Source organism: Meiothermus sp. (assembly GCF_026004115.1).
In the GTDB taxonomy this organism is placed as follows: domain Bacteria; phylum Deinococcota; class Deinococci; order Deinococcales; family Thermaceae; genus Meiothermus.
On record NZ_BPIM01000001.1, the window covers coordinates 1,836,431 to 1,861,196 of the forward strand.

General features: G+C 60.0%; 23 protein-coding genes. 9 read left to right on the forward strand and 14 right to left on the reverse strand.

Going from position 1 to position 24,766, the window contains the following annotated elements; all coding sequences use genetic code 11:
- Positions 1 to 33 precede the first annotated feature (33 nt).
- From rpsD to Q0X23_RS08910, 3 genes are all read left to right on the forward strand, one after another.
- Positions 34 to 651 carry a 30S ribosomal protein S4 gene (gene rpsD, locus Q0X23_RS08900; protein ID WP_297859960.1) on the forward strand — a complete coding sequence of 206 codons (618 nt, stop codon included), beginning with the start codon at positions 34 to 36 and terminating at the stop codon, positions 649 to 651.
- Positions 652 to 728: 77 nt separating this feature from the next.
- On the forward strand, positions 729 to 1,712 hold the full coding sequence (locus tag Q0X23_RS08905; RefSeq protein ID WP_297859961.1) for a DNA-directed RNA polymerase subunit alpha: 984 nt from the start codon (positions 729 to 731) through the stop codon (positions 1,710 to 1,712).
- A 76-nt stretch (positions 1,713 to 1,788) separates the two neighbouring features.
- Positions 1,789 to 2,274, forward strand: coding sequence for a bL17 family ribosomal protein (locus Q0X23_RS08910; protein WP_119340829.1), 486 nt, complete (start codon positions 1,789 to 1,791; stop codon positions 2,272 to 2,274).
- Positions 2,275 to 2,323: 49 nt separating this feature from the next.
- On the opposite strand, the gene Q0X23_RS08915 is transcribed toward Q0X23_RS08910, so the two are convergent.
- From Q0X23_RS08915 to Q0X23_RS08945, 7 genes are all read right to left on the reverse strand, one after another.
- Positions 2,324 to 3,601 carry a S41 family peptidase gene (locus Q0X23_RS08915; protein ID WP_297859962.1) on the reverse strand — a complete coding sequence of 426 codons (1,278 nt, stop codon included), beginning with the start codon at positions 3,599 to 3,601 and terminating at the stop codon, positions 2,324 to 2,326.
- Between the two features lie 9 nt (positions 3,602 to 3,610).
- A complete protein-coding gene (locus Q0X23_RS08920) occupies positions 3,611 to 4,858 on the reverse strand; it encodes a S41 family peptidase (RefSeq protein ID WP_297859963.1) in 1,248 nt (415 codons plus the stop codon).
- A gap of 197 nt (positions 4,859 to 5,055) precedes the next feature.
- Positions 5,056 to 6,270 carry a SpoIID/LytB domain-containing protein gene (locus tag Q0X23_RS08925; protein ID WP_297859964.1) on the reverse strand — a complete coding sequence of 405 codons (1,215 nt, stop codon included), beginning with the start codon at positions 6,268 to 6,270 and terminating at the stop codon, positions 5,056 to 5,058.
- A gap of 192 nt (positions 6,271 to 6,462) precedes the next feature.
- Entirely contained in the window at positions 6,463 to 7,962 is a 1,500-nt protein-coding gene (bshC, locus tag Q0X23_RS08930; RefSeq protein ID WP_297859965.1) for a bacillithiol biosynthesis cysteine-adding enzyme BshC, read from the reverse strand.
- 139 nt (positions 7,963 to 8,101) lie between these two features.
- Positions 8,102 to 8,743 (reverse strand): Crp/Fnr family transcriptional regulator, encoded by a 642-nt coding sequence (locus Q0X23_RS08935; RefSeq protein ID WP_297859966.1) that lies wholly within the window; start codon positions 8,741 to 8,743, stop codon positions 8,102 to 8,104.
- Between the two features lie 146 nt (positions 8,744 to 8,889).
- The gene (locus Q0X23_RS08940) at positions 8,890 to 9,708 is read right to left on the reverse strand and encodes a menaquinone biosynthesis family protein (RefSeq protein WP_297859967.1); all 819 of its coding nucleotides are present in this window, start codon (positions 9,706 to 9,708) and stop codon (positions 8,890 to 8,892) included.
- 59 nt (positions 9,709 to 9,767) lie between these two features.
- A complete protein-coding gene (locus Q0X23_RS08945; protein ID WP_297859968.1) occupies positions 9,768 to 10,142 on the reverse strand; it encodes a hypothetical protein in 375 nt (124 codons plus the stop codon).
- Positions 10,143 to 10,299: 157 nt separating this feature from the next.
- Here Q0X23_RS08945 and Q0X23_RS08950 point away from each other — a divergent pair, with 157 nt between their 5' ends.
- Together Q0X23_RS08950 and Q0X23_RS08955 are read left to right on the forward strand one after the other, a co-directional pair.
- Positions 10,300 to 11,010: a S24 family peptidase gene (locus Q0X23_RS08950; RefSeq protein WP_297859969.1), complete on the forward strand. Its 711-nt coding sequence runs from the start codon at positions 10,300 to 10,302 to the stop codon at positions 11,008 to 11,010.
- A 153-nt stretch (positions 11,011 to 11,163) separates the two neighbouring features.
- Complete coding sequence (locus Q0X23_RS08955; RefSeq protein ID WP_297859970.1) at positions 11,164 to 11,943, forward strand: ABC transporter permease; 780 nt, start codon at positions 11,164 to 11,166, stop codon at positions 11,941 to 11,943.
- Here the strand turns inward: Q0X23_RS08955 and Q0X23_RS08960 are convergent.
- From Q0X23_RS08960 to Q0X23_RS08980, 5 genes are all read right to left on the reverse strand, one after another.
- Positions 11,940 to 13,049 carry an MraY family glycosyltransferase gene (locus tag Q0X23_RS08960; RefSeq protein ID WP_297859971.1) on the reverse strand — a complete coding sequence of 370 codons (1,110 nt, stop codon included), beginning with the start codon at positions 13,047 to 13,049 and terminating at the stop codon, positions 11,940 to 11,942. The genes Q0X23_RS08955 and Q0X23_RS08960 overlap by 4 nt on opposite strands.
- Before the next feature lie 258 nt (positions 13,050 to 13,307).
- Entirely contained in the window at positions 13,308 to 13,934 is a 627-nt protein-coding gene (gene upp, locus Q0X23_RS08965; RefSeq protein ID WP_119340819.1) for a uracil phosphoribosyltransferase, read from the reverse strand.
- Between the two features lie 334 nt (positions 13,935 to 14,268).
- Complete coding sequence (locus tag Q0X23_RS08970; protein ID WP_374707476.1) at positions 14,269 to 15,090, reverse strand: phosphotransferase family protein; 822 nt, start codon at positions 15,088 to 15,090, stop codon at positions 14,269 to 14,271.
- A gap of 60 nt (positions 15,091 to 15,150) precedes the next feature.
- Positions 15,151 to 16,398 carry an MFS transporter gene (locus tag Q0X23_RS08975; RefSeq protein WP_297859973.1) on the reverse strand — a complete coding sequence of 416 codons (1,248 nt, stop codon included), beginning with the start codon at positions 16,396 to 16,398 and terminating at the stop codon, positions 15,151 to 15,153.
- A 37-nt stretch (positions 16,399 to 16,435) separates the two neighbouring features.
- Positions 16,436 to 17,122 (reverse strand): GntR family transcriptional regulator, encoded by a 687-nt coding sequence (locus Q0X23_RS08980; RefSeq protein WP_297859974.1) that lies wholly within the window; start codon positions 17,120 to 17,122, stop codon positions 16,436 to 16,438.
- A 314-nt stretch (positions 17,123 to 17,436) separates the two neighbouring features.
- Here Q0X23_RS08980 and Q0X23_RS08985 point away from each other — a divergent pair, with 314 nt between their 5' ends.
- Together Q0X23_RS08985 and Q0X23_RS08990 are read left to right on the forward strand one after the other, a co-directional pair.
- Positions 17,437 to 18,438, forward strand: coding sequence for a TAXI family TRAP transporter solute-binding subunit (locus tag Q0X23_RS08985; protein ID WP_297859975.1), 1,002 nt, complete (start codon positions 17,437 to 17,439; stop codon positions 18,436 to 18,438).
- A gap of 248 nt (positions 18,439 to 18,686) precedes the next feature.
- The gene (locus Q0X23_RS08990; RefSeq protein ID WP_297859976.1) at positions 18,687 to 21,050 is read left to right on the forward strand and encodes a TRAP transporter fused permease subunit; all 2,364 of its coding nucleotides are present in this window, start codon (positions 18,687 to 18,689) and stop codon (positions 21,048 to 21,050) included.
- A gap of 307 nt (positions 21,051 to 21,357) precedes the next feature.
- Here the strand turns inward: Q0X23_RS08990 and Q0X23_RS08995 are convergent, their stop codons facing one another.
- Positions 21,358 to 22,044: a hypothetical protein gene (locus Q0X23_RS08995; protein WP_297859977.1), complete on the reverse strand. Its 687-nt coding sequence runs from the start codon at positions 22,042 to 22,044 to the stop codon at positions 21,358 to 21,360.
- A gap of 120 nt (positions 22,045 to 22,164) precedes the next feature.
- Here Q0X23_RS08995 and Q0X23_RS09000 point away from each other — a divergent pair, with 120 nt between their 5' ends.
- Together Q0X23_RS09000 and holA are read left to right on the forward strand one after the other, a co-directional pair.
- On the forward strand, positions 22,165 to 22,527 hold the full coding sequence (locus Q0X23_RS09000; protein ID WP_297859978.1) for a DUF4160 domain-containing protein: 363 nt from the start codon (positions 22,165 to 22,167) through the stop codon (positions 22,525 to 22,527).
- Positions 22,528 to 22,675: 148 nt separating this feature from the next.
- Positions 22,676 to 23,614: a DNA polymerase III subunit delta gene (gene holA, locus Q0X23_RS09005; RefSeq protein ID WP_297859979.1), complete on the forward strand. Its 939-nt coding sequence runs from the start codon at positions 22,676 to 22,678 to the stop codon at positions 23,612 to 23,614.
- On the opposite strand, the gene Q0X23_RS09010 is transcribed toward holA, so the two are convergent.
- Positions 23,611 to 24,573 (reverse strand): calcium/sodium antiporter, encoded by a 963-nt coding sequence (locus Q0X23_RS09010; protein ID WP_297859980.1) that lies wholly within the window; start codon positions 24,571 to 24,573, stop codon positions 23,611 to 23,613. The genes holA and Q0X23_RS09010 overlap by 4 nt on opposite strands.
- Positions 24,574 to 24,766: the final 193 nt, after the last annotated feature.

A 24,766-nucleotide genomic window follows, 5' to 3' on the forward strand; every position in this document is an offset into this window, starting at 1 on the left:
TAAGTGGGCTTCCTGACCGATGGAGGAGAAAGAATGGGTCGTTATAGAGGGCCAATCGTAAAAGTGGCACGTCACCTTGGGGTGAACGTGGCCGAGACCGAAAAAGTTCAAAAGTACCTGGATCGCCGCCCCTATGCGCCGGGCCAGCACGGCCAGAAGCGCAGAGGACGCCCCTCCGATTTTGCAGTGCGTCTGCGCGAGAAGCAAAAACTGCGCTTCATCTACGATGTGTCGGAAACGCAGTTCCGCAACCTCTTCGAAGAGGCCAGCCGCAAGAAGGGCGTGACCGGTACGGTTTTCTTGCAATTGCTCGAGAGCCGTCTGGATAATGTGGTGTTCCGCATGGGTATTGCCTCTACCCGCCGTCAGGCTCGTCAGTTTGTGCGCCATGGCCACATTCTGGTCAATGGCAAGCGGGTGACGGTTCCTGGTTATCGCCTGCGCCAGGGCGATGAACTCAAGGTATCGGAAAGAGCAAAGAAGATGGATTTCATCGTGCAGAACGTCGAACGCTTCAAAAACCGCAAGGCCTTCCCCTGGTTGGAGTTTAACGCCGACACCATGACCGGACGCTTTTTGCGCTTGCCTGAGCGGGAAATGTTGTCATTGCCGGTGAACGAACAATTGGTGATCGAGTTCTACTCCCGATAGCCCATCGCTCATAGCCGTTGGCCGATAGAAAAGCGCCATTCGCTATCAGCTATTGACACCTCCGAGGAGGTTCTAGTTTGGAAACCACCAAGACCAAAGCCCCCGTCTTCAACGCCCGCATTGACGGAAACTACGGCGAGTTTGTGCTCGAGCCCCTCGAGCGGGGTTTCGGCGTAACCCTGGGCAACCCCCTGCGCCGAATTTTGCTTTCCTCGATTCCCGGTACGGCTGTTACCAGTGTCTACATCGAGGACGTGCTGCACGAGTTTTCCACCATTCCAGGGGTCAAGGAAGACGCCATCCAGCTCATCCTTAACCTCAAAGAGCTGGTGGTGCGCTTTGCCAACCCCGGCAGCGGCCCCAAAACCCTGACCCTCCGGGCGAGTGGCCCCAAGGTGGTCTATGCCCGCGACCTCGAGTGCCCCCCCGATGCCGAAATCGTTAACCCCGATCAGTACATTGCTACCCTGGAGGATAAGGGCAAGCTGGTGATGGAAGTGCGGGTAGATGAAGGAACCGGATACGTGCCGGCGGAAAAACACGGCATCAAAGACCGTATCTCCTCCATCCCGGTGGATGCCCTCTACTCCCCCGTGCGCCGCGTGGCCTACCAGGTCGAGGATACCCGTCTGGGTCAGCGTACCGATCTGGACAAGCTGACCTTGCGCATCTGGACCAATGGTTCGGTCTCGCCCATGGATGTGCTGCAACAATCGGTAGCCATCCTGCGCGAACAACTGGGTTTCTTCGACCAGTCGCCGGTGGTGCGGGTCGAGCACAAGCCCACGCCGGTAGCCGCCCCTGTCACCCCCGTAGCCACCTCTACCTCTACGGCAGCCCCCGTAACCGCCCCTGTTTCCAAGGGGGTAGGGCTGACCCTGGACGACCTGGGTCTGACCACCCGCGTCCTGCATAACCTCAAGGAAGAGGGCATCGAGAGTGTGGAAAGCCTCCTGGCCCTTTCGGAACGCGAACTTAAGAAGGTGCCGGGCATCGGCGATCGCAGCCTGCAGGAGATCAAGGACTGCCTGGCCCAGCACGGGCTGGTAATGAAAGACTAGCGTCGAGGCTACTGGGTTGGGCGTCCAAAGCGCTAGACCCTGGACTCTTGGCCCTCGACGCACCGAAGGAGCAAAGATGCGTCACCAGAAAGCTGGAAGAAAACTTAACAGGAACTCCTCGCATCGCGTGGCTCTGTTCCGCAACCTCGCTAAAAGCCTATTGCTTTCGGAGGAGGGTAGAATCACCACCACCATCCCCAAGGCCAAAGAACTGGCGGGCTATGTGGATAACCTGATTTCCGCTGCCAAGAAAGCCCCCACCCTAACCGTGCCCGACAATGTGCGCTTTACCAAGCGCAAGGATAAGAACGGCAAGGAACTGCCCCTGCAGGAAGGCGAGCGCATGGCCACACCCGAAGAGCTGGCCGCCTATGCCCGGCGTAACCACCTGCGCCGCCAGGTCTTGCGCGACCTGCACGACCCCAAGCTGGTCAAGAAGCTATTCGAAGAAATAGCCCCCAAATACGCCGACCGTCCAGGCGGCTATACCCGCGTCCTCAAACTGGCTGAGCGCCGCCGGGGCGATGGTACACAACTGGCCCTGGTGGAGCTGGTAAAGTAAAGCAGCATCGCGTCGAACAGGGTGGGTACTACCCACCCTGTTCTCGCTTTTATCGGTTGGCTTTGATGCCCAGGGCTTCCAGGGCCTTCTCGAGCGGCAGGTCGCGCCCGTTGTTGGCAAGTTGCTCGAGGGAATTCTCCACCACAAAATCCGGGGTGGCCTTGGCGGGGTAGGGGGAGCCATCGGCAAAGAAAGCTCGGTTGTAGGAGATGCTCAGGGCGCCTCCATTAATCAGGTTGAGGGGGCGGGTGGTCGTGTTCCCGATGCCCAGAGTAGCGACCCCCACGAGGGGTGCCCGCCTGGCTTTCTGGATGGCGGAGGCCAGGTACTCCCCGCCCGAGGCGGTGTTTTCGTCTATGAGTACCACCAGGGGGCCGCGCCATCGGGCCAGGTTGGGCAGGTTGGCATTTTCGCTCTGGCCGTTGCGGGTCACGATAAAGCGCCCATCGCGGATGCGGAACTCGGTGCGCTCGGTCTGGTAGCGGTCTACCAGGGCCACGAAGGGCTCGTCCAGGAAGGCTGCCGCCGAGTAGATCATCTCGTTAAGCAGGCCCCCACTGTTGCCGCGCAATTCCAGAATGAGCGCCCTGGCGTTTTTCTGCTGGGCCTCGCGCACCAGCTCGTGTACGCGGCGGCCCACCTGGCCTTGGGCATCGAAGTCGGGGATTTTGAGCACAGCCACCCCGTCGGGCCGCATTTTAAGCGAAGGGAAACGGGCCAGGTTGATCTCACGGCCCGTCAGGGTGATCTCGAGGCGCTGGCGCTCTGGCCCACGCAGGATAGTAAGCACCACCGGGCGGCCCGTCTGGACTGATTGCACTAGAAACTGAGCCGCCTGATTATCGTCGGGTAGCTCGTTTAGCGGGCGGCCGTTGACCGCGATGATGCGGTCGCCGTAGGCCAGTCCGGCTTCGTCGGCAGGGCCACCCTCCACCACATCCACTACCAGGCGGTCACGTGAACCCGGAATGGGTAGGTGGGTCACGCCGATGCGCAGGGTGCGGGAGGGTGCGTTGCCCTGGCGACTCTCACGGGTGCCGCGCAGGGCTTCGGGGCTCAGATAGTAGGTGTGGTTGTCGTTCAATTCGCCGACCATGCGCTGGATGATGGGTACTGCTTGGTCGTAGGAGCAGGTGTCTTTTTGGGGTGCACAGGTGCGGTCGAGCTCGCTCTGGTAGCGAGCGGTAAGCTCCTTAAGGTTAAGGGTAGCTGGGCCGTTGTAATAGAACTCCACGTAAAAGCTAGCTTGATCGAAGAGGTCTTGGGCGGGCGAGGCCAGCGAGAGCGAGCCAAGCACCAGGGCCAGGGTTGCAAACAGTTTTCGCATAGCATCCACCTACCGCAGCATTTCCAGGGCGCGTTCCAGCACCACATCACGCCCTGCAACGAGGGCATCCAGGTCGTCTACTACCGCTACATCTGGGGTTACCTTGAGGGGGAAAGGCGAACCATCCAGGTTGCGCATTCTGAGCGAAGAGACCGCAATAAACTCGCCATTGAGCAAAGGGCCCTCGGCGCTGCCCGACATGCCCAGGGCACCTGCGGTGGGCTCGCCCAGCACCTTAGCCCGGCCTGCAACCTGCAAGAAGTAAGCCAGCATCTCGGCGGAGTTGATGGTGTTGCGGTTGACCAGCACCACCAATGGAATACGAGCCAGGTAAGGCCGTTCTACCGCGCTTTGTTCTTCTTTGTCGCCCCCTTCGGTCTGTACAAACAGCTTGCCGTTTTCGACGGTGTGGGTTTCGTCCTGCCCCTGGAAGCGCCGGTCGTAGATAAAACCCCCCTTGCCCGTGAAGGCAGCGGCCCCCAGCAGGGCTTCGGAGTCGTAACCGGTGAGGGCGTCGCGCAGGTCAATTACCATGCCCCGTACCCCGGCCTGTTCGGCCTGGCGAGCGGCATCGTGGATGCGCTGAGCGGTGGAGTATTCGTCGGAGCTATAGAGGTGGTAAATCCGCAGGTAGGCGATGCCGTTGTTGATCTCGAGGCGGGGCCGCATAGTGGCCTCGGCCACCCGGGGGGTGAGGTTTACAGTGCGAGCATTGCCCTGGCGGCTGTAGCTCAGGCTAAAGGCATTGCGGGCGGTTTCGGCAGCGCTCAGCCGCGCCAGGGTGGCGGGTTGCCCGCCGATCTGGGTAATTAGGTCGCCACGCCGCAACCCCGCCTCGAAGGCGGGTTCGCCGGGGAAGGCCTCGCTCACCACCAGCCCCCTGGGAGTCTCGCGCACCCAGACCCCAATTCTGGGGGCTGCAGGCCCCAAACCGGCCCCATAGCGCTGGTCGTCGATGAGCTGCTCGCGGGTGATCAGCACCGTAAAGGGGTCGGCAATGTCTTGCACGATGCGGGTGATGACCTGCCTGGCCTTGTCGAAGCCGCATCGGTCACGCTCGGGGGCGCAGAGCCGGTCAAGCTCTGGCTGATACTGCCGCCGGAGTTCTCTGAAGGGGGGAACTTTGGCCGGGCCGTTGTAGTAAAAGCCAATAAGAAAGGTGGCCTGGTCGAACAGATCTTGGGCGGGGGAAGCCAGTGCCGGACTGACCATCCCGATTATCAGCACACTGCTGAGCAACGCATGGCGCAGGGTCATGCTTCAATATAAGCAAGAAAATGTTAAGCGAATGGTAGATTGACCCGGATTGTGGTAAGTTCAAAGCCGAAGGCTCAAGGCAAGAGATTCATAGCTGATAATCCATGGTCTGTGGCTTGATGACGGTGCGACAAAAATCGCTTGGTTTTTGTGGATAGCCGATTTCGGAATAGAGAAAGCTATGTAGACAAAAATACCTAAAGCCAACCTGGCCCAAAAGTTGTATAGAAGAGCGGGGTTACCAGAGCTGGCGCTGGTGTTGCAGGGGTATGTATGCCCAAACCGGTGTGAGCCAAGGATGTGGCATATCCGGCCCGGAAGAGTTTGTCCTGCAAACCAGCTACTACCTCGAAGCTGCTGAGGAAGGTGCCGGGATAGTAATAGCCGAGAATCTGCCGAAAATCCCAGCCCTGGAGGGCCAGCCCACGCGCACCCCACTGGCTCATGCCTACCCCATGACCGTTGCCCTGGCCGAATACTTGCCAGCCATCGATGCGCACCCGGGTGGAGGGCAACCCCAGGCCCCGCAACAGGCGGGTGGACTGGGGGCCATCGAGCTCCACGCTGCGGCTGCTGCCCACAACACGAAGGCGTAAAGGGCGGCCACTTTCGCTGACGAGTAGGGGGGCGATGGTTTGCACAGCGCCTACCTGGATACCCTGGCTGGCCAGACTGCGGGCGATGGCTGCGGGTGAGAGGGTGCGGCTCCAGGTGCTACTTGGACTCTGTGCAAAAGGGTCGGGGCGCGAGACCAGGTAGGGCACACTGCTGCCCCACACTTCCGCCGAGGCAGCGGTGTAGCCGCCCGAGTCAGAATGGTAGACGGCGGTGATGGGTTTTTGGTTGAAGCTGACAATCAGGCTGCGGGTGGCGTAGATCGCACTGGTGTGGCGGGGGGTTTCCACCGAGCGTCCCAGGTACACCTGGCAGCGTTCGGTAGCGCAGAGATCGTAGAGGCCCTGAGGATTTAGTCGATAGAGTGCAAAAGTGCGGGCCAGAATGGCCTGTGCCTGCAGCACTGCGTCCGGAAAAGAGGCCGGAACCTCGCTGGGAACAACCCCCATCAGGTAGTCCTCGAGCCAGACCCGGTTAATGAAGAGTACCCGCCCGGCCTGCCACACCGCCAGCAGGTTGCCGCGGTAGCTGCGTTCTCCCAGGGCGAAACCATCGGTAGTTACGAACTCTACCCATGGTCCGGCACTTTGGCCGTCTATGAGTACCTCGCCTGCCCCAGCCGCGACACGCAACGTACCAGCGCCAAAATCCTGGCTACCGAAAGCGCTGTTGCGCTGGTGCGGCCCCAGTTGAATGCTGCCCGCCGGAGCTTCGGTGAGCAAGACCCGCAGCAGCAAGTCCTGCTGAGCGTGAGCAGCGCCCAAGAGCAAAAATAGCAGCATCCAGATGCGCCGCATATCTCTCAGTATACGTTTGGACTGAGAGCCGCGGTGTTCATCTGGCGTTGAGGTAACGGGTGGTCAGGCGCCCAGGGCTCAGGAGTCTGGGTAAATCACCATAACGCCGCTGCTGGGAGGCCAATACCCTGCCACATGTCCCAGGTCGCGCGTCGTAGATCAAGTAGATCAAAGGGCTTTGAGCTTTCGACGCTAACTCAGACTGAGCGTATGGTTGCCCGTTGCGGGTAGTTCCAGGAGCTTATCCAGTACCCGCTCCCCATGTTTGAGCAGGTACATCAGGAAAGGATAAGCCCGCTCCTGGGGGCCTGCGGGGGCCAGGTGGCGCTGCAGCCGGGCAAACTGAGCCCCCAGGGTGTTCTCCTGGTGCAGGGCGTTGTCCAGTATTTTGCGCTCTAGTCGCTCGAGCTCGTGCTGAACGCGCACCTGGGCGCGGTGGCGAGGGCGGCTGAGGGTGGGGTCGGTGAGGAGGGTTTGTACCTGCTCGAACTCGGCGGCAATGCGCCGCAAATGGGCCTGGATGGCCTGTACCCGCGCGTCTTGTTGGGCCAGGGCGGCCTTGAAGGTGCCTTCGGGGTCGGCCTGGAAAGCCCAGGCCTCGAGGCCATACTTCTGCAGGATACGCTCGATGGGGGGCTCGAGAACAGCCACCCCCATCCGGCGGATAACAGCGGGGGGTTCCAGCCCGTGCAGCGCATAAACCCCACCCAGCTCGGCTACATATTTGAGCTCCCCTGGCCCCACCACAAAGCCAGCGGTGGGGAGCACGGCGTCCTGGAGCACCGGCCGCAGGCCTGCTGCCGGGGTCAGGCGGGTGGGGTCTTGGGCCAGCAAAGCCCGCAGATCGGCGGGTGAGTAGCTGCGCTCGCCATCCTCAAAGTGTCCGTCGCGAAAACGCAGCAGGCGGCGGATGCCGTCCGGGCCTTCCAGAAACAAATTGGTGGCGGCTTCGCCCCGGCCCAGCACGGGCTCGAGGCCCGCTTTCTTCATGGCCTGGGCGGTGCGGTTGATGGCCTGGGAAGACGCTAGGGGGTCGGTAATTTCCCGTTCCAGGGCCGGTACAAACAAAGGGGCCAGCTCCTTTGCCATGGGGTCGAAGAGCACCAGGCCATACGGCCCCAGAAATTCCAGCATCAGCCGCGCGAAGGCCTCGCTATAGCTCCAGTTGCCCCGCATGGCCCGGCAGATGCGCTCGCGCACATCGGGATAGCCGTCAAAAGGCCGCAGCAGGCTGCAAACCTGGGCAAAGTAGGGTTCGAAAGCAATGCGCCCGGCGGGGTGTGCGGGGGGGAGTGGTAGCTCCAGGCGGTGAACCCGCTCCTCGAAGTCTAGCAGTTCCACACTGCGAATTTCGTCGGTGTCGTGGTCTTGTGAGGCTACCCAAAAGACCGCTACGACCGGTTGCTCCTCGGAGCTGTATTCCTGGGCCAGCTTGAGCGCAGCCTGGGCCTTGTAGAAGGTGTAGGCGGGCCCGGTCAGTAGCCCGGCTTGCTGACCGCTGACCATGGCCCGGCTCCTGGGGTGGGCCAGGCGATGGGCAGCCTCGAGGCTGGCCGGAGGTGCACCCAGGCGCTTCAGGTAAGCCACCAGCCCGGCGCTCAAGGCCTCCCGTGAAACCTCTCTGGGTGTACGCAGCACGGCGGGCAGGTGCTCGAGGCTATAAGGTAAAAACTGGCACAGGGCATCGGGCATGGCTACGGGATTCTAACGCTTGCTAGTGATCTACAGCGTGATGTGTGGTGGTTTCTCGTAATGAAGGGCGGCAAGGCTGGATCTAAATAAGTAAATACTTGCTTGGGCTGCCGACTAGACTTGTTCGGGGCAATGTTTTTCATGCAGAGGCCCGCTTGAGCGCATCGGGCTTAAGAATCAGAATACGGCGGTAGCCCAGCTCGATAGCGTCGTCCATGGCCAGCTCGCCCAGCACCTTGGTAATGGTTTCGCGGGTCGAACCAGCCAGGTGGGCCAGGTCCTGGTGCGAAAGGGTTACTTCCAGGCCCTCCTCGCCCTTGCGCATGGCCGAGAGCAGAGCTTTGGCCAGCCGGGGCAACACCTCCTTGAAGCGCAAGTCCCGCAGGCGCTCCTCGGCCTTGCGCAGTCTGCGCGAAAGCAGCAGCACAAAGGCTGCCTGGGCTTCGGGGAAACGGCTTGTAAGGCGCAGCAGGTCTTCCCTCGAGGCCGAGAGCAACTCAGAGTCCACGAGCGGCTCGGCAAAGACCCCATAGCGCTCGCTGGGCAGCAGGGCCCCCTCGCCAAATATGTCGCCAGCCCCCACCACCGTTAGGGTAATTTCTTCTTCCTGGGGCCCAAGCTGAAACAGGCGAACCCAGCCATCCTGGACGAAATATAGGGTTTTGGCCTCGTCTTCGGGGTAGCACACGTAGCTGCCCCGCCGGGCCGAAAAGCTACGAAATACCCGTTCAGCTTCGGCCCTGGCTTCGGTGGGCAAAGCGGCAATGAAGTCCGGGATCATGAAATTAATTTAGCGGTTATGGCAGAAAGGGATTCCTAGCTGAGCATACAGATTGTAAGAAGCCTACCTATTGGCACTGGGAGGGCTGGGTCTGGAAGCGGTCTCCGGCTGAATTCAGCCACGGGCTGTTGCAGTCTGTACCAAGTTCAGACAAAAAGAGGAAGGCTCGAGGTTGGCAGCAGCCCGGCGGCTTCGCCCTGCCGGAAGAGTTCGGCCACGGCGGCCTCACCCTCGAGCCCCACGTCTAGCGAGAACTCGTTAACGTAGGTGTGGATATGGGCCCAGATCACTTCGTCTTGTAGCTCCTGGGCGTGCTGCTTGATGTAGGCCACGGTCTCTTCTGGGTGAGCGTAGGCGTACTCCAGGCTCTGCCGCACCGCCCGATCTATGGCCCGAAGGGTCTCGGTACCCAGGTCGCGCCGGGCCAGAATGGCCCCCAGGGGCAGGGGCAGGCCGGTCAGCCCTTCCCACCACTCGCCCAGGTCCAGCACTTTTTGCAGGCCGTGCAGGTGATAGGTGAAGCGCGACTCGTGGATGATGAGCCCGGCGTCCACCTCGCCCCTCGCCACTGATGGCATAATTTTGTCGTAGCGCATCTCCACCGGCACGAAGCCCTGGCTATGCAAGGACAGCAGCAGAAACGCAGTGGTGTTCTGGCCCGGAATTGCAATTTTTTTGTCCTGTAGCTCGCCCAGCGGATACCTGGCTACCAAGAGCGGCCCCACCCCCCGCCCTAGCGCGCCTCCGGCCCGCAGCGCCACGTACTGCTTGCGCAGGCGTCCGTAGGCCGCATAGCTGATTTTGGTTAGGGGAAGCTGGCCCTGCAAGGCCCAGCGGTTGAGGGTCTCCACGTCTTCCAGGTGCTCGGTAATGGGGAAGGGGGTGGCCACCTTGCCGTGGACCAGGGCGTAAAAAATAAAGGTGTCGTTGGGGCAAAAGGAATAGCCAAGTTGCATAGTATTCATGCTAACGGGCTATGTTTACGCTCAAAGTGAGCCTGGCTCCTGGCTGAAGGGGGCTGTGGCTACTTTGCCGAGCTTTTGCGGCGGGGCTTCTTTCGGGGGGGCTGGGGGGCCTCGAGCTTCAAATCGGTCTTTTTGCCCACTAACCTGAACAGGTTGCCGAGGGTAGCCTCAAAGCCGACCCAGCCCAAAAGCGTTGCCAACACCAGGAGGCTCTTGGGAGAAAGGGTGAGCCAGTCCGAAACCAGGATGGCCGCCAGGGTGCCCCAGAAAGCGCTGCTGAGTATGCGCAGGGCCTGCTTCCAGAACTTGCTTCGCACGCTCTCAACCAAGACCTTGAGCAATGCGCCGGTAGCGGCAAAGGCGCCCATCACCCCGAAGAACTGCCAGGGCTCGAGTCTTGAGAGCAGGTCGGCGGTGGACGGGGCTGGTTCCATGATTCACCTATGCTTTGAAGGAGAGGAACGTCTATGTTATGTTTATAACAAAAAATAGCCTGGTATTAGGTTATTCAAAAAACGACAACTAGTCAATATGCCTAGAAAGATTGAATCTTAATCAAAATGACTTAGTATGGTTTATGAGGAATTCTCCATGCACTCCCCTCATTGGGCCACCGCCATCCGCCAGCAGCGTCAGCGCCTGGGTCTGTCGCAAGCCCAGGTGGCGCAGGCCTCGGGATTGCTCAACCAGACCGAGGTTAGCCGCCTCGAGCGCGGCCTGATTCACCCCACCCTCGACCTGGGCGCAGCTAAATTGCGGGCTTTGCTGCGGGTGCTGGGCTGGAACTGGCCCCAGTTTGCCCTGGCTACGGGGCTGGAGTTAGATTTTGCTGAAGCTGGAGCCCTAAAGAGTTTGGAACGCCTGGAAGCGGAGCTGCACTTTGCTACCTTTTCTGTTCAGGCCACCGCTTCGGCGGGCCACCAGAACACCCCAACCAGCGAGGGCCTGGTTTCGATTCCGCTGGAAGACCTCAAAGCCCTGGGGGTGCGGCCCGAAAACGTGCGGGTCTATGCCGTCAACGGCGACTGCATGGTCTCGGAGAGCGTGCGAGCCATGGGCCAGAGCATAGCACCAGGCGACCGGGTGGCGGTGGATACCGGGCGGATGCCCCGGGCTGGGGATGTGGTGGTGGCCTGGGACGGTCTCAATGAAGTGCTGCTCATCAAGCGCTACCAGGAAGAAGGCGAGCACATTGTGTTTTATCCGGCCCGCCGGAGTGTGCCGCCGGTGGTGCGCCACCGCGACGATCCGGTCAAAATCATAGGGCCGGTGGTGTGGCGTGGGGGGGCGTTTAGGGGATAGGGTGGGGAAGCGAATCCTTGGTCAATGCTAGGGCCAAAAGCCCAAAGCCGAAGACTGAAAGCATCGGGACTTGCGACCTGCGACTTTTATTCTCGCTAAAGCCCATCCAAAAAACCCAAGTTACCTGTAGAGTCCCTTTGATACACTGAACCCATGCGTTACCTGCGGGTGCTGGGCCGCTTCTGGGGGACGGCCCTGGCAGCAGAGCTCGAGTACCGGGGCAATTTTTTGTTGGCCGCGCTCTCGGCCCTGGGCGCCGCTGCCGGCAGCCTGTTCGGGATCTCCTTGCTCTACCAGGGAGGCTATCAGCCAGGGGGGTGGAAGTTCGAGGAAGCCTTGCTGGTGCTGGCTGCCTTCCTGATGATGGATAGTTTTGCCTTCACCCTGCTCTCGCCTAACCTTAACCGGGTGGTGGAGCAGGTGCAAAAAGGCACCCTCGATTTTGTACTCCTCAAGCCGCTGGACAGCCAGTTCTGGCTATCCTTTCGTACCCTTGCACCCTGGAGCCTGAGCGATGGGATAATCGGGCTTTCGCTCTGGTTTTATGCAGGCTACCGTCTGGGGCTGGGCCTGGCCGATTATGGGGTAGGCTCTGGCCTTTTGGCCGTGGCTTTCGTAATGCTTTACAGCCTATGGTTCATCATTAGCGCCAGCAGCATCTGGTTTGTCAAAGTGGCCAACGCCACCGAGGTTTTGCGGGCTTTGCTCGAGGCCGGGCGCTTCCCTGTACAGGCTTTTCCGGTAGCTTACCGCTTCATCTTCACTTTTGTGGTGCCGGTGGCCTTCCTGACCACCGTGCCTGCTGAAGCTGCGTTGGGCCGCCTGACCCCAGCAAACCTGGGCCTGGCCCTTCTGATTGCCCTCTTTTTGCTGCTGTTTTCCAGGGTTTTCTGGCGCTTTGCCCTGCGGAGTTATACCTCGGCCTCGAGCTAGGCGTTTCCCTGGGGCTGCTGCGTGGTCTCTTTCCACACCGCCCGTAGCTTGCGCCAGACAGTAAAACCCAGCAACAATGCGGTGCCGATGGCGGTTACCGCAGTTACGGCAAAATTAACCCCCTGAAACCACATAGCAACCAGATTCAGGGCCAGTGTAATGATCCACAGGGTTACAGTGGTACGGCGCTGGGAGAAGCCCCGGGCCAATAGCCGGTGGTGGATGTGGTCTTTACCGGGGGTAGACATGGGGTTTTGCCGCTTGAGAAGGCGGCGAATAAACACCTGTGTGGTGTCCAGAATGGGCAGCAGCAAAAACAAAGCGGTAGGAACCAGCGAAAAAACCGTGGTGACTTTGAGGCTACCCAATAAAGCAGTGGCTGCGAGCACGTAGCCGAAAAAATAGGCTCCGGCATCCCCCATGATGATCTTGGAAGGGAAGAAGTTATGCCGTAAAAAGCCCAGTGCGGCCCCCGAAAGCGCTGCCAGTACCAGGGTAGCCGCAACCCACTGGGGGTTCTGCGCCGAAACCGCCAGCAGGCTCATGGCCGTGATGAAGGCGATACCCCCGGCCAGGCCATCAACTCCATCCATTAGGTTAACCGCATTGGTAATGCCCACAACCCAGGCAATGGTCAGTACCATGCCCCAAAAGGGATCCAGGGCAGTGCCGAAGGCAGCATGAAAGCGAATATCCACCGCAATCAGAAGCAAGGCTGCCAGCAACTGCACCAACAGTCGAAATAGCGGTGGTAAGCCAAACTGATCATCCACAAAACCCACCAAAACCAGAATGGCACCTCCCAACAAAATAGCCAGTACCTGTACTTGTACCTCCTGGATCAAGATGGGGCGCAGGGCCGTGGCCACTACCAAGGCAGCCACCACTCCGGCGAAAATGGCCAGCCCTCCGGCGTTGGGTAAGGGCTCCTTGTTGAGCCGACGGGCGTTGGGTTGGTCGGCCCAGCCCACTTTGAGGGCAAACTGTCGTACCCTGGGCATAAAGCGCCAGGTGACTGTCCAGGCCACCACAAAAGTGAAAACCACAATCAACCAGCCCGAACCGGTGGGGTTGGCGATGCCGATAGATTTTAGAAACTCGGTCATTCCAATCGCCTTAGCTTATCGCGTGCAGGTGAGGAATGGGACTGGATGTGCGCTTTTTTCGGGCTTTGCCTGAGCCAGAAGCAATAAACAGGGCCAACCCAGCACCTTGGCCATACGAAGGGCCAGGATGGCATACCAGATTCGGTTAGTTCGTCACTGTTCAGTGACGAACTAACCCGACTGAAAGGAGTGCTCTGGGATTCAAAAAGATAGCCTCTGGATTTTTTGGTTTGAATGACTATCTTTTTGAATCCGGTATCATTTGGTACCATAAATCCTGTCGCCAGCATCGCCCAGACCCGGCACGATATAGCCGTGGTCGTTGAGGTGGCTATCCACAGCCGCTACCACAATTTCTACATCAGGGTGTGCTTCTTGTACCCGCTTGATGCCCTCTGGAGCGGCAATGATGCTCATCAGTTTTATATGGTGGGCGCCCTTGGCTTTGAGAATTGAGAGCGCGTGTACTGCGCTACCAGCAGTGGCGAGCATGGGGTCGGTGAGGAAGACCCTGCGCTCGGCGATATCGGCAGGGAGTTTGCAGTAATACTCCACCGGGTTGAGGGTCTGTGGGTCGCGGTAGAGCCCAATATGGCCCACCTTGGCGGCAGGCACCAGCTTGAGAATGCCATCCACCATAATCAGTCCGGCCCGCAAAATGGCCACTACCGCCAGTTTTTTGCCTGAGAGCATGTGAGCGGTCATGGTGGTGAGGGGGGTCTCGATGGTGACGGGGTCGAGCTCGAGGTCGCGCATGGCTTCGTAGGCCATGAGCATGGTGACTTCTTCCATCAGCTCGCGGAACTCTTTGTTGCCGGTGTTTTTATCCCGAATGATGGCCAGTTTGTGCTGAACCAGGGGGTGGTCTACTACCGTCAGTTTCATGGTGGCTGAATCGTAACACCCGGTTGCAAGAGAGAGCAAATGACCAAGGTTATCCTCGGCATTTTGCCTATGGCCTTAGGCTTTTTGGATACCCGTTGGGATACTTCAGGCCAACTCATACCGGATTCAAAAAGATAATCATCCAAACTAAAGACCCCCAGAGGCTATCTTTTTGAATCCTAGAGCACCCCCCTCCCGAACGGTCGGCGAAGAAAGCGTCTCCCTTCCAAGGGGCTTACGCCCTCCGCTACGCGTATAACTTCCAAGGGGCGGTATCGCCCTCCGCTACGCGGATAACTTCGGCCCTGTTAGTTCGCCGCCATACGGCGCCGAACTAACCGAATCTGGTATCAGGACTGAAATTCTGGTAGAAACGCAGAGCCTTGGGCATCTTGTCGGCCACAGCAGCCTCGAAACCAGTGGGTTCTTTGGTGCGGAACCAGTGCATGTCGTGCAGGTAGGTAAGGGGTACCCAGAAGCGCAAGCGGCGCCAGAGCACCTTGGGCTCCGGGTAGCCGCGCACGATGTGTTGCAAGGCAGACAGGGCTTTTTCCTCGCCCAGCAGAACCAGCGTTCCGGTGGTCAGGATGGCCAGGTCGCGGGCGGGGTCGTCGGGCTGGGCGCGTACCCAGTCCACTACCAGGGCTTCGGGCACGTCCTGAGCCTCGGGGTGCTTCAAGAGGATATTACCTGCGTGGGGGTCGCGGTGGCAGAAAGCCTGGGGGGTTCCGGCGACTTCCTCTACATGCTTCCGCAACCAACCCACCAACTGCTGGGCTTCGGGAAGGTCGTGCAGGGTGCCGCCAAACTGGTTGAGGCGGTCTTGCAGACGGGATCGGCTCACCACACCGGGCTCCTGGATGGCGTGCAGTCGCACGAAGAATCGGGCTAGCTCCTCCAGGGCAGCCTGATTAAAACGTTCGGGGGTGAAGTTGGCCCCAGGATAGCGTTTGGTAACCAAAATGCCGTGCTGGTTGAGCATGTAGGCTTCCACAACCCACTCCCCCAGCCCCGCTTTGGTCATGTTGAGGGCTTCCAGACGGGCAGCATAGATGCCGCCGGGTTCGGTGGTTTGGGGTGGGTAGATTTTGAACACCAGCCCATCCCCTGCAAAAGTGCGGGCCTCGTTGCCTCCTGCCAGAGGGGTCAGCTGCATTTTGTAGCGGGCCTCGAGGGCCGGTAATATCTCCACTTAGCACAGCATACCCAGGCCCGCTCAGTCCGAGGCAACCTGGGGGGTGGGCAAGGGCGGCTCCACTTTGGGGGCCGGCGTGGGCGCCAGCACTTTGGGCCAAGGAAAACGGATCATGACCAGTGCAGCCGTGAGGGTAAGCAAGCCCATCACGGCTACGCCCCAGCGGGCCCCCAGGGCATCGATCAGAAAGCCCGAAAGATAGGCCCCCAGCGGCCCGGAGCCCAGCAAGACCATCGAGTACACCGACATCACCCGGCCTCGGATCCGGTCGGGTGCTATCAGTTGTACGGTGGTGTTTGAGTTGAGCATGGTGGTAATCATGCCCAGCCCGCCGATGCCCAGCACCACCGCTACCCAAAGGGTGGGGAGGGGGAGGGCCAGGGTAATCAGCGAGGCGCCCAGAATAATGCTGCCCAACACGGCCCGCATGGGACGGGCCCTGGAAGCGATGGCTTGTACCAGGGCGGCTACGATGGAGCCGAGCCCCACCGCTGACATCAAGAAACCGAATCCCTGCGCGCCGAGGCCGAGCTCGAGCCTCGCATACGAAGGCACAATGGTTTGAAAGTTCATGCCCAGCAAGCTGGTCAGCCCCACCAGCACCACCACCTGCCGCACCAGGGGATGCCCCCAGACAAAGCGCAAGCCCTCGATAGCATCTTCCACAACCCCGCTGTGTTGGGGCTGGGGTTTGTTGCTGGGTGTGATGAATAAAACCGCAATCAGCGGAATGAAGGAAAGTGCATTAGCCAAGTAGCTCCAGGAAAGGCCAAAACCGGCAATAAGCAGCCCGGCCAGGGCAGGCCCCACGAGCCTCGAGGTGTTGAAGCCAAAAGAGTTCAAAGCGATGGCGCCAGGGTAGCGCTCCTTACCGGCCAGCTCCACCGTGAAGGCCTGCCGCACGGGCAGATCCATGGCGTTGAACAGCCCGTAAAGAAAGGCAAACACCAGCACCTGTTCGTAGCGCACCAGTCCGGTCACGATAAGGGCAAACATGCCAAATGCCAGCACCGCCATGCCGCCCTGGGTAATGAAGAGCAGGTTGCGTCGGCTGTAACGATCCGATAGAACCCCGGCTGGAATAGAGAACAGCAACGAGGGTAGAAACTGCAAGGCCACCACCAGGCCCAGCCGCTCGGCACTCCCGGTCAGTTCCAGCACCAGCCAGCCCTGGGTAGCGGCTTGCATCCAGGTGCCTAGCTGCGAAAGAAATAGCGCAATCCAGTAGGTTCGATATTTGGGGTCACGTAATAAGGCCAGCGCTAGCACCCGCCCATCATACCCCTAAACTGACCGGCGGGTCAGTTTATTTTGATGTGGAGGGTTGGGTCTGGTCGGAGGCCAGCCAGCTTTCCAGGCTTTCCCGAATGCGCTTGAAGTGTTTTTGCAATGCCCTGGCGGCTTGCGGGACCTTGCGGGCCTCGAGGGCTGCCAGTACGGCCTGGTGTTCGTGGTATCCCCGCTCGAGCTGGGCCAGGCTGCGGGCCGCCGGTTCCAGCGCCAGGTGCGACTGCTCTTTGAGCAACCCCACCATCCGCTCCAGTACGGGGTTGTGGCTCAGGGTGCCCAGCAGTTTGTGAAACTGAAGGTCGGTGGCCTGATAGCCCTCGAGGTCGGCTTCCTGGATGGTTTTGGCCTGGGCTTGAAGTACTTGGCGCAGCAGCGCCAGGTCTTTGGCGGTGGCCCTGGTGGCCCCTAACCGCACCGAGGCCACCTCCAGCACCTCCCTGGCCTCCAGGATTTGTAGCGCGTCCTCGAGGCCAAAATGGGCTACCACTGCGCCCTTGCGGGCTTCCTCCTGGGCCAGGCCATCGGCCACCAGCTGCAGCACTGCTTCGCGCACCGGGCTGCGCGAGACTCCAAGTTGGCGGGATAGCTCGGGGACGCTCAAGGCATGCCCGGGCGGCAATGCCCCCTTCAGAATCTGGGTGCGCAATATGGCATAGGCCTTGTCGGCGAGGCGTTCGGATTGCAGTTTGGCTCGAGGTTTCATAAACCGTCAGGGTTGGCCAACAGGGTCTTTGGGCTGTTGCTCAGTTCGAGCCGATGGCCGCAGATCTTTAGTCCCATGCCGCAGATTGGGTGCTTTCGACTTTTGGCTTTACAGAACATAAACGGGCTTCGCTCCAACTTTTTGTTTTGGGTTGCGCCCTATCTGCGGGCATTATGGCGTCTGCCCCTTGACATGTTACATGTAATATGTAGACTGTCCACAGCCGGAAGCACAACCCACAACACATCGGGCTAAAGCGGTGTTTGGGGTGGTCAATTAAGCCTGTCTTGATCCGGTTTTCAGGAGGTTTGTCAATGAAGCTGTGGAAACTGTGGGTAATTTTCTTAGTTCTGGTGCTGGGGACTGCCCTGGCCCAGCAGCGTCCCAGGGTGGTTATTCCTACCGGTAGCACCGGTGGGGTGTTCTTTTTTTATGGGCAAGCCATTGCCAAGCTGCTCAGCGAGGCGGGTGTGGCCGATGCCACCGCCCAACAGACCGGTGGCTCCTACGATAACATTCTTCTTTTGCGCGACCGCACCGACCCTCGCTCCAATACCTACTACTGCGCCCTGGCCACCACCGACTCCGCGTTGGTCACTTATACCGGCGAGGAGCCGCGCTTTGCCCAGCGCAAGGCCGACATGCAGCGCATCATGTTCTACATGTATCCGAGCCTGATTCACATTGTGACCACCGAAAAGTCGGGCATCAAATTTGTGGGTGACCTGCGGGGTAAACGGGTCTCGACCGGTCAGCCCGGTTCCTCCACTGAAAACCTAGCTCTACTGGTGCTCAAGGGTGCAGGTGTGGACGTGCGTGAGTTTGCCAAGCGGGAGCGCCTGCCCGCAGCCGAGTCGGCCAAAGCCCTTTCGGAAGGCACCATAGATGCCTACTTCTGGGTGGGTGGTGTGCCGACCGCCAGTGTGGTTGAACTTGCCCAGAGCCTGGCTCGTAAAGGTGACCAGATCAAGCTGGTAGACTCGCCCCGCACCGGCCCCACCGCCCAACTCCTACAAAAGGAGTTCCCCGGCATTATTACCACGGGTGTACTGCCCAAAACAGCCTATGGCACTAAGGACAATGTGTTTGCACTCTACACAGGCAACTTATTCCTCTGCCCAGCCTCCATGCCCGACGACCTGGCTGCTGCCATCATGAAAGCTGTCTTCGGTAATCTACAAACTCTGGTCACCGCTACCGCCGCGGCCCGCGATACCACCATCAAAAACACCGTGGATCTGGTCAACCAGAAAGTCGCGATTCCCTTCCACCCCGGCGCTTTGCGCTACCTGCGCGAAACCGGGGCCCTGAAGTAAAGCAAGCGTTATTGCGAAGCTCCCTCGAGCCTTTGGGGGGAGCTTTTTTCTCAAAGCGCCCGCCACCTTCAGTGCGTGCTTTAGGCTTTGTGGCGCTTAGTCCCACGCTGGGCCTTCCAGCGGCTCACGAGGCTTGCACTGGCCAAAAAGACCGGCCAATGGCTAAAACCTCGAGCCCGTATGCGTAGAAAGGCAGGCCCAAAAGCGATATATAATCACGCTCACCAACCCGGCTTTTAGGAGGCTTCATGGAAATACCTCAGGACAGTACGGGCCGAACCACTCCGATGGGGCGGGTCATCTGGGTAATTTTGCTTGTTGCAGCGCTTTTTAGCATGTATCTGGTGGTACATCCCTTTACCCCGCTGAGCCGCCTGGATATCAGCATCCTCGACCAGGTACAGCTGCGCCGGGCTACCCACGTTCTGCTGCTCCTGGTAGCAGGGTATCTGATTACCTCTCGCCTTCCCACTACTCGGCGAACGCTAGGTTCGTGGGTTTTTGCGGCCCTCACCCTGCCTTTTCTCTACACCTTCTGGGTGCCCAATGTGCCGGGGGTGGATATTCCACTGGCTGGCAAGCTGATGGGAACCCTGGCCTGGGCGCTGGCGGTGCTACCGGCTTTGTTGCCGCAGATGCGCCGCTATACCGATATTGCCGCTGCGCTGCTGGCCATCGCGCCCTGGGCCTACCAGGTGCGCTATTACGAAGAGCTGGTCAACCGGGCAGTCATCCCGGCGGGCTGGGATATGGCCATGTCCTTCAGCATTATCATTCTGGTGCTGGGGCTGGTCTCTCGTTTGCTGGGCCCCATTATGCCCTCGTTGGTGCTTATTTTCCTGGCCTACAACATGTACGGCCAGTACGTGCCCGGTACGTTCCGTGGGGCCAAAAACGGTATTGACCTGATCCTGGGCAAGACCTACAACGAAACCGAGGCCGGTATCTATGGTCTCATCACCGGGGTATCGGCCAAATACCTGGTCTACTTCACCATTCTCTCGGGGCTGATAGGTGCGCTCGGGTTGGGGCGGGTGGTGGCCAACATGGCCCTGGCGATGGTGGGCCGCACCCCACAAACGCCCGGGCGGGTGACCGGCATTGCTTCGGTCTTCATGGGCATGTTCAGTGGCTCGGGGGCTGCCGACACTCAGTTTGTGGCTACCCTGACCAAGCCGCTCTACGAAAAAGCCAATTACGACAAGATGATCGCAGCGGGTCTGGTGGCGACCGCAGGCACCATTGCGCTGATCACCCCGCCGGTGCTGGGCAGCATCGCCTTTGTGATGGTGGAAATCTTGCAGATCAGCTACCTGTGGGTGGTCATCATGGCCATTGGGCCCATGCTCTTGTACTTGCTGGGCATCCTGACCTTTAACGAGTTCTACGCCCGCAAGGCCAAGCTGCCTCCTGTGGGAGCAGACGAAACCCTGCGGCGCAGTTATGCCCTTCGATACAGCACCATCTTTGTGCCCATCGTCCTGATCGTGGTGATGCTCTTTTTGGGTACGGAAGTCTCGACCGCAGTGTACCTGGCCTCCCTGGCTTTTATCCTGGTCTGCTACCTTGACCCCACTTTGCGACCGGCGCCCCTGGCCGAGGCTATGCGGAGCCCGGCCTACAAGGTGGGCTTACCCCTGGGCATTGGGCTGGCCCTGGGGGGTGTTTTTTTGCCCCTGCTGGCAGGCTGGGACTTAGGCAGAATACCCGTTCTGCCTGTAACGCTGGCGGTGCTGGGGCTTTTGCTGGGCACCTTCGTTTACCCGGCTATTGCTACGGGTAAGCTGCGGGGAGCTATCGAACCGATTGCGCTGGGGCTGGCTGAAGGCTTCCGCCAACTGATTCCCATCGGCTCGGCCATTGTGGCGGCTAACCTAATTTTCGGCATGATGGTGATTACCGGCCTGCCTTCCAAGTTCTCCATCTTCCTGGGGCAGGTCTCGGGGGAAAGCCTGTTGCTGGCAACCCTGGTTACCGCCGTCTTCAGCCTGATTTTGGGGATGGGCGTGCCCCCGACAGCAACCTACGTGCTCACCGCTTCGCTGACCGCTCCGGCCATCATTAAAATTGCCGCATCTAACTTCCAGGGGTATGGCCTCGAGCCCCAACAAGCCGTGCTGGCCGCAACCCTGGCCACCCACATGTTTCTCTTCTACTACGCGGTGCTGGCCGACGTGACCCCACCGGTGGCGCTTTCGGGCTATGCGGCGGCCTCGGTGTTTAAAACCAACCCCATCCTGACCGGGGTGTATGCGGCGCGGGTGGCGCTGGCCAAATACATCATCGGTTTTTTCTTCCTGCTCTCCTTTACTGGAACAGGCTTGCTGATTTTGCCGATTGTGCAGAACGTGCCGGGAATCGAGGGCTGGCTGATTATCCTCGAGCGCTTCTTCTTTACCGCTGTGGCTATTGTCTTCCTGGCAGCAGCAACGGTGGGTTACACCCGTCACCCCTTACAACGCTGGGAAAGCTGGGTGATGGGCCTCCTGGCCCTGGCCCTCTTCTACCCGTACCCTAACCTCTGGATGGCCTTCATTCCCTTTGGGCTGGGCCTCTTGTTTTTTCTGCGGGGCGAGCAAAAGGGAACCCCGCGGCCCCAGGCTGCAGACTAGGTCTGCATCGCTCCGTTGGCCCCTACGAAATGGGGAGCTGGCTACTGGGTAATACCAGGTCGGTTGGTTCTTCGCCGACCGTGAGGGAGGGGTGTGTTTCAGGATTCAAAAAGATAGCCTCTGGGATTTTTTTTGATACCAGCTTTACTTGGACAGTTAGCTTTAAGTCCCAAGCTCCCTCATCCGGCGATGCCCCGGGTGCATTCAAGCGCGTTCCTAGCGCTGTTTGTAAATAGCACGGTCGGGGTGTCGCCACCTTCTCCCCCTGGGGAGAAGGCAAGGGGTTCATGTGGATTTGGTATGAAAACTATCTTTTTGAATCTGGCACAAGGGCAGTTTGGTAGAGCCATAGCCGCTCTGGCCGCACCAGGGGTAGCTGGCTTTTGCTAAAGCCCCAGAAGCCGGTTGGGGTCTTGGCGGGGGATTGCCCGCGCAATAGGGCTTCTAGTTGCCCATTCTGGGCAAGCTGACGCAGTTGAGCACGGTAGCCCAGTAAGGTTTGGGGGCTCAGACTGGGCCTGGACTGGGCCTCGCCAGGCCAAAAACCGAAGAGTAGCTCCAGGTCATTATCAAAACCATCGCCGTCGGAGTCGAGCCCATCCTGGGTGACTTCCTGGATAGCCTGGCGAACCTGTAGGGCGTTGAGCTGAAAGATACTGCGGGCTTCGGGGCTGTCGGCGCTCACGCTTTCGTCCAGCATGCGGCGCACGATGACCTGATAGTCCCGGCCAAAAGGATTGAGCTGTTTGGCGCTTTCCTGGCCAACGTGGCACAGCGCACAGGTGGCCTGGGTGGGCTCGAGGTGGTAGCGCACCGCCAACTCCTGGAGCGACGGTACCCCAAAGCGCAGGGGAGGGGTGGCGGCGGGGATGAGCCCCAGGGCATCGGTGTAGCGTCCGCGCTCCCGGAATACCTCGCCCAGACCGCGCCAGCTATATAGCGCGAAGCTGCCCAAGAGGGCCACGATCAACAGAAGCCGCAGGCGGTTGTCCACCAGGCTTCAATCTATACGAAAACAGCCAGCGCGAGGGTGGGCTGGTTATGCAAGCATTGCGTAACGCCCAGGATGGTCAGAAGCACTGCAAGCCAGACCGGGGCACGCTAAAATTGAGCTATGTTGACGCTCATGCGCCGGGGTGGTTTTCGCTTCTATGTCAAGTCGGGCAGCGCCCAGGAAAAGCCGCACATTTTTGTGACCCGCGACGGCGATACCTGGGCGAAGTTCACCTTGAAGCCCGTGAGCGTGGTCATCAACAGCGGCTTGGCCCGCAACGAGCTAACCCGGCTACAGGGGGTAGTGGCCGACCTCGAGCCCCAGCTTTTACAGCTCTGGTGGGAATACGCCAGCACCCAGGGGGTCAAACCGGAAGTTGAAAAGTCGGACAAGCACGGGCATAAACCCACAACAGCAGATGAAACACTACCAACTCGGGTGGAGTCTTCTTCTGAAGCATCAGTGCTAGAGCCTGTGGTTTGAAACAGTAAGAAAGCAAAGGTGGTGCTTTCGTTTCGTTGTGTTAAAGAGCCCAGAAAACCTCGGGTTGGTTCCAACAGGGCGAGGGCTTTTTGTCAGAGGCTCCTGACCCCTGACCCCTGGGCCACCTTTTGGTATCCTGCCCCTGGGCATGATTCAAGTTTTTACCGGCGATAGCTTTCTGGCCCGCGAAGCCCTGCTGCAAGAGGCTCGCTTGCAGGGTTTGGCCCCCCGTATGATGCCCCCCGAACCCGCCCTGGTGGCCCAGGAGGCCAGCGGGGGGCTTTTTGGGCCGGGCGGGGCCCTGGTGGATTTGCGCGACCTGAGCGAGGCCGAGTGGAAGCCCCTCAGGGAGGTACTGGAGGCTGCGCCGCCCGATGCGGTGGTGTTGCTGCTCGACCCCCGCCCTACGGCGGCCCGCAGCAAATGGTATGCCGACAAAGCCCAAAAGCGCGACCATCCCACCCCTGGCCCTAAGGAGATGACCAACTGGGTCATCAATCGCGCCCGCCACTACGACCTCAAGCTGCCGGGGGCCATCGCAGCGTATCTGGCAGGCTTGGTAGGGGGTAAGGGCAGCGCCGAAAACCCCGCTATGGGGCTCGAGGCCCTCGAGCAGGAGCTGAAGAAACTCTGCCTGGTGTCGCCCCCCCTTACGCTCGAGAAAGTCCAGGCCCTGGCGGCCCTGGATACCCCCATTTCGGGCTTTGACCTGGTGCGCTCGATCACCGAAGGCAAGCCCACCCAGGCCTTCAAATATGCCCGAGAACTGCTCGAGCGGGGTGAAGACCCCCTGCGCATCCTGGGGGCACTCTCCTGGCAGTATGTGCGGGTGGCCAGAGCCTGGGCGCTGTTGCAGGACGACCCCATGCTAGGGGAGGGCATGGCCGCCAGCGCCCTGGGTATGCACCCCTACGCGGCCAAGCAAACCCTCCTCCTTGCAAAAAAGATGACGGCTGAGGCCGTTGTCCAGGCCCTGGAAATTCTGATGGGGGCCGAGGAAGCTGCCAAAACCGGCAAGGATATGCGCCTGGCCCTGGAGCGAGCCATGGCCCTGTTGGCCCGCATTCACCAGCCAGCGGCGCATTAGGTGGCCGTTCGGATGAGCAGGGCTACATAAATCACGTACAGCCCTACAAAAACGCCCCCCTCCCTGCGGCCCAGCCGGAACCCGGTGACCAGGAAAGGCCACAGGAGCACGCTGGCCCCGAGCATCACCCACAGGTCGCGCTGGATGCTCTCCCAGGGCAAGCCAACGGGCTGCACCAGGGCCGTAATGCCCAGGATACCCAGGATGTTAAAGACATTGGAGCCCACGATGTTGCCCAGCGCAATGTCCGGCTCGCGACGCAAGGCGGCGGTAATGGAGGCGGCCACCTCCGGGAGGCTGGTGCCCAGGGCCACGATGGTCAGGCCAATGATAAGTTCAGGAACCCCGAAAGCCCGGGCCAGCTCCACCGCGCCGATGGTTAGCAGGCGAGCCCCCACCCCCAACAGCACCAGCCCCAGCCCCACCCCTGCGTAGGTTTGCCAGCTCGCCTGAACGGGCCGACCATACTCCTGGTCGAACTCGCCCTGCACTTCGGCGCTTTCCCCCGCGCTGCTGCGGTACAGGAACCCGATGTACAGGCCCAGCAAGACCACCGACAAGAGCCCTTCCAGGCGGCTTACCTGCTGGTCGAAGTACAAAAACCAAAACAGCAGCAAAGCCGCCCCGATCATGATGGGTACCTCGCGCTTGATGAACTGGGCCTGGGCCCGGATGGGCGCTACCAAAGCCGTGACCCCCAGGATGAGCAGGATATTCAGGGTATTGGAGCCCACCACGTTGCCGATGGCGATGTCCGGGCTGCCCGTGAGCGCGGCAGCCAGACTGGCGGCCAGCTCGGGGCTGCTGGTGCCAAAGGCCACCACGGTTAGACCTACCACCATGGTGCTGATGCCCCAATTGTGGGCCAGCACCACCGCATTTTTTACCAGGGCTTCGCCCCCAAAGTAGAGGAGTACAATCCCCCCCGCAATCAGCAAGAAGTTAAGCGCAAACTCCATGCCGAGTAGGGTAGCAGAAACCGTGCGGGTTTGCCGGGGTGTTGGGCGGTTTTGGCCTACAGCCCATAGCTTATGGCTAATAGCCGGAGAGTGGTTTGCTTCTGATCGTTGATCTACAGGCTGATAGGGTTATTCGCGCATATCTTTCTGTCTAGAAAATTGCTTGGAGGAGGTTCCAGGCAGATGAAGCCAT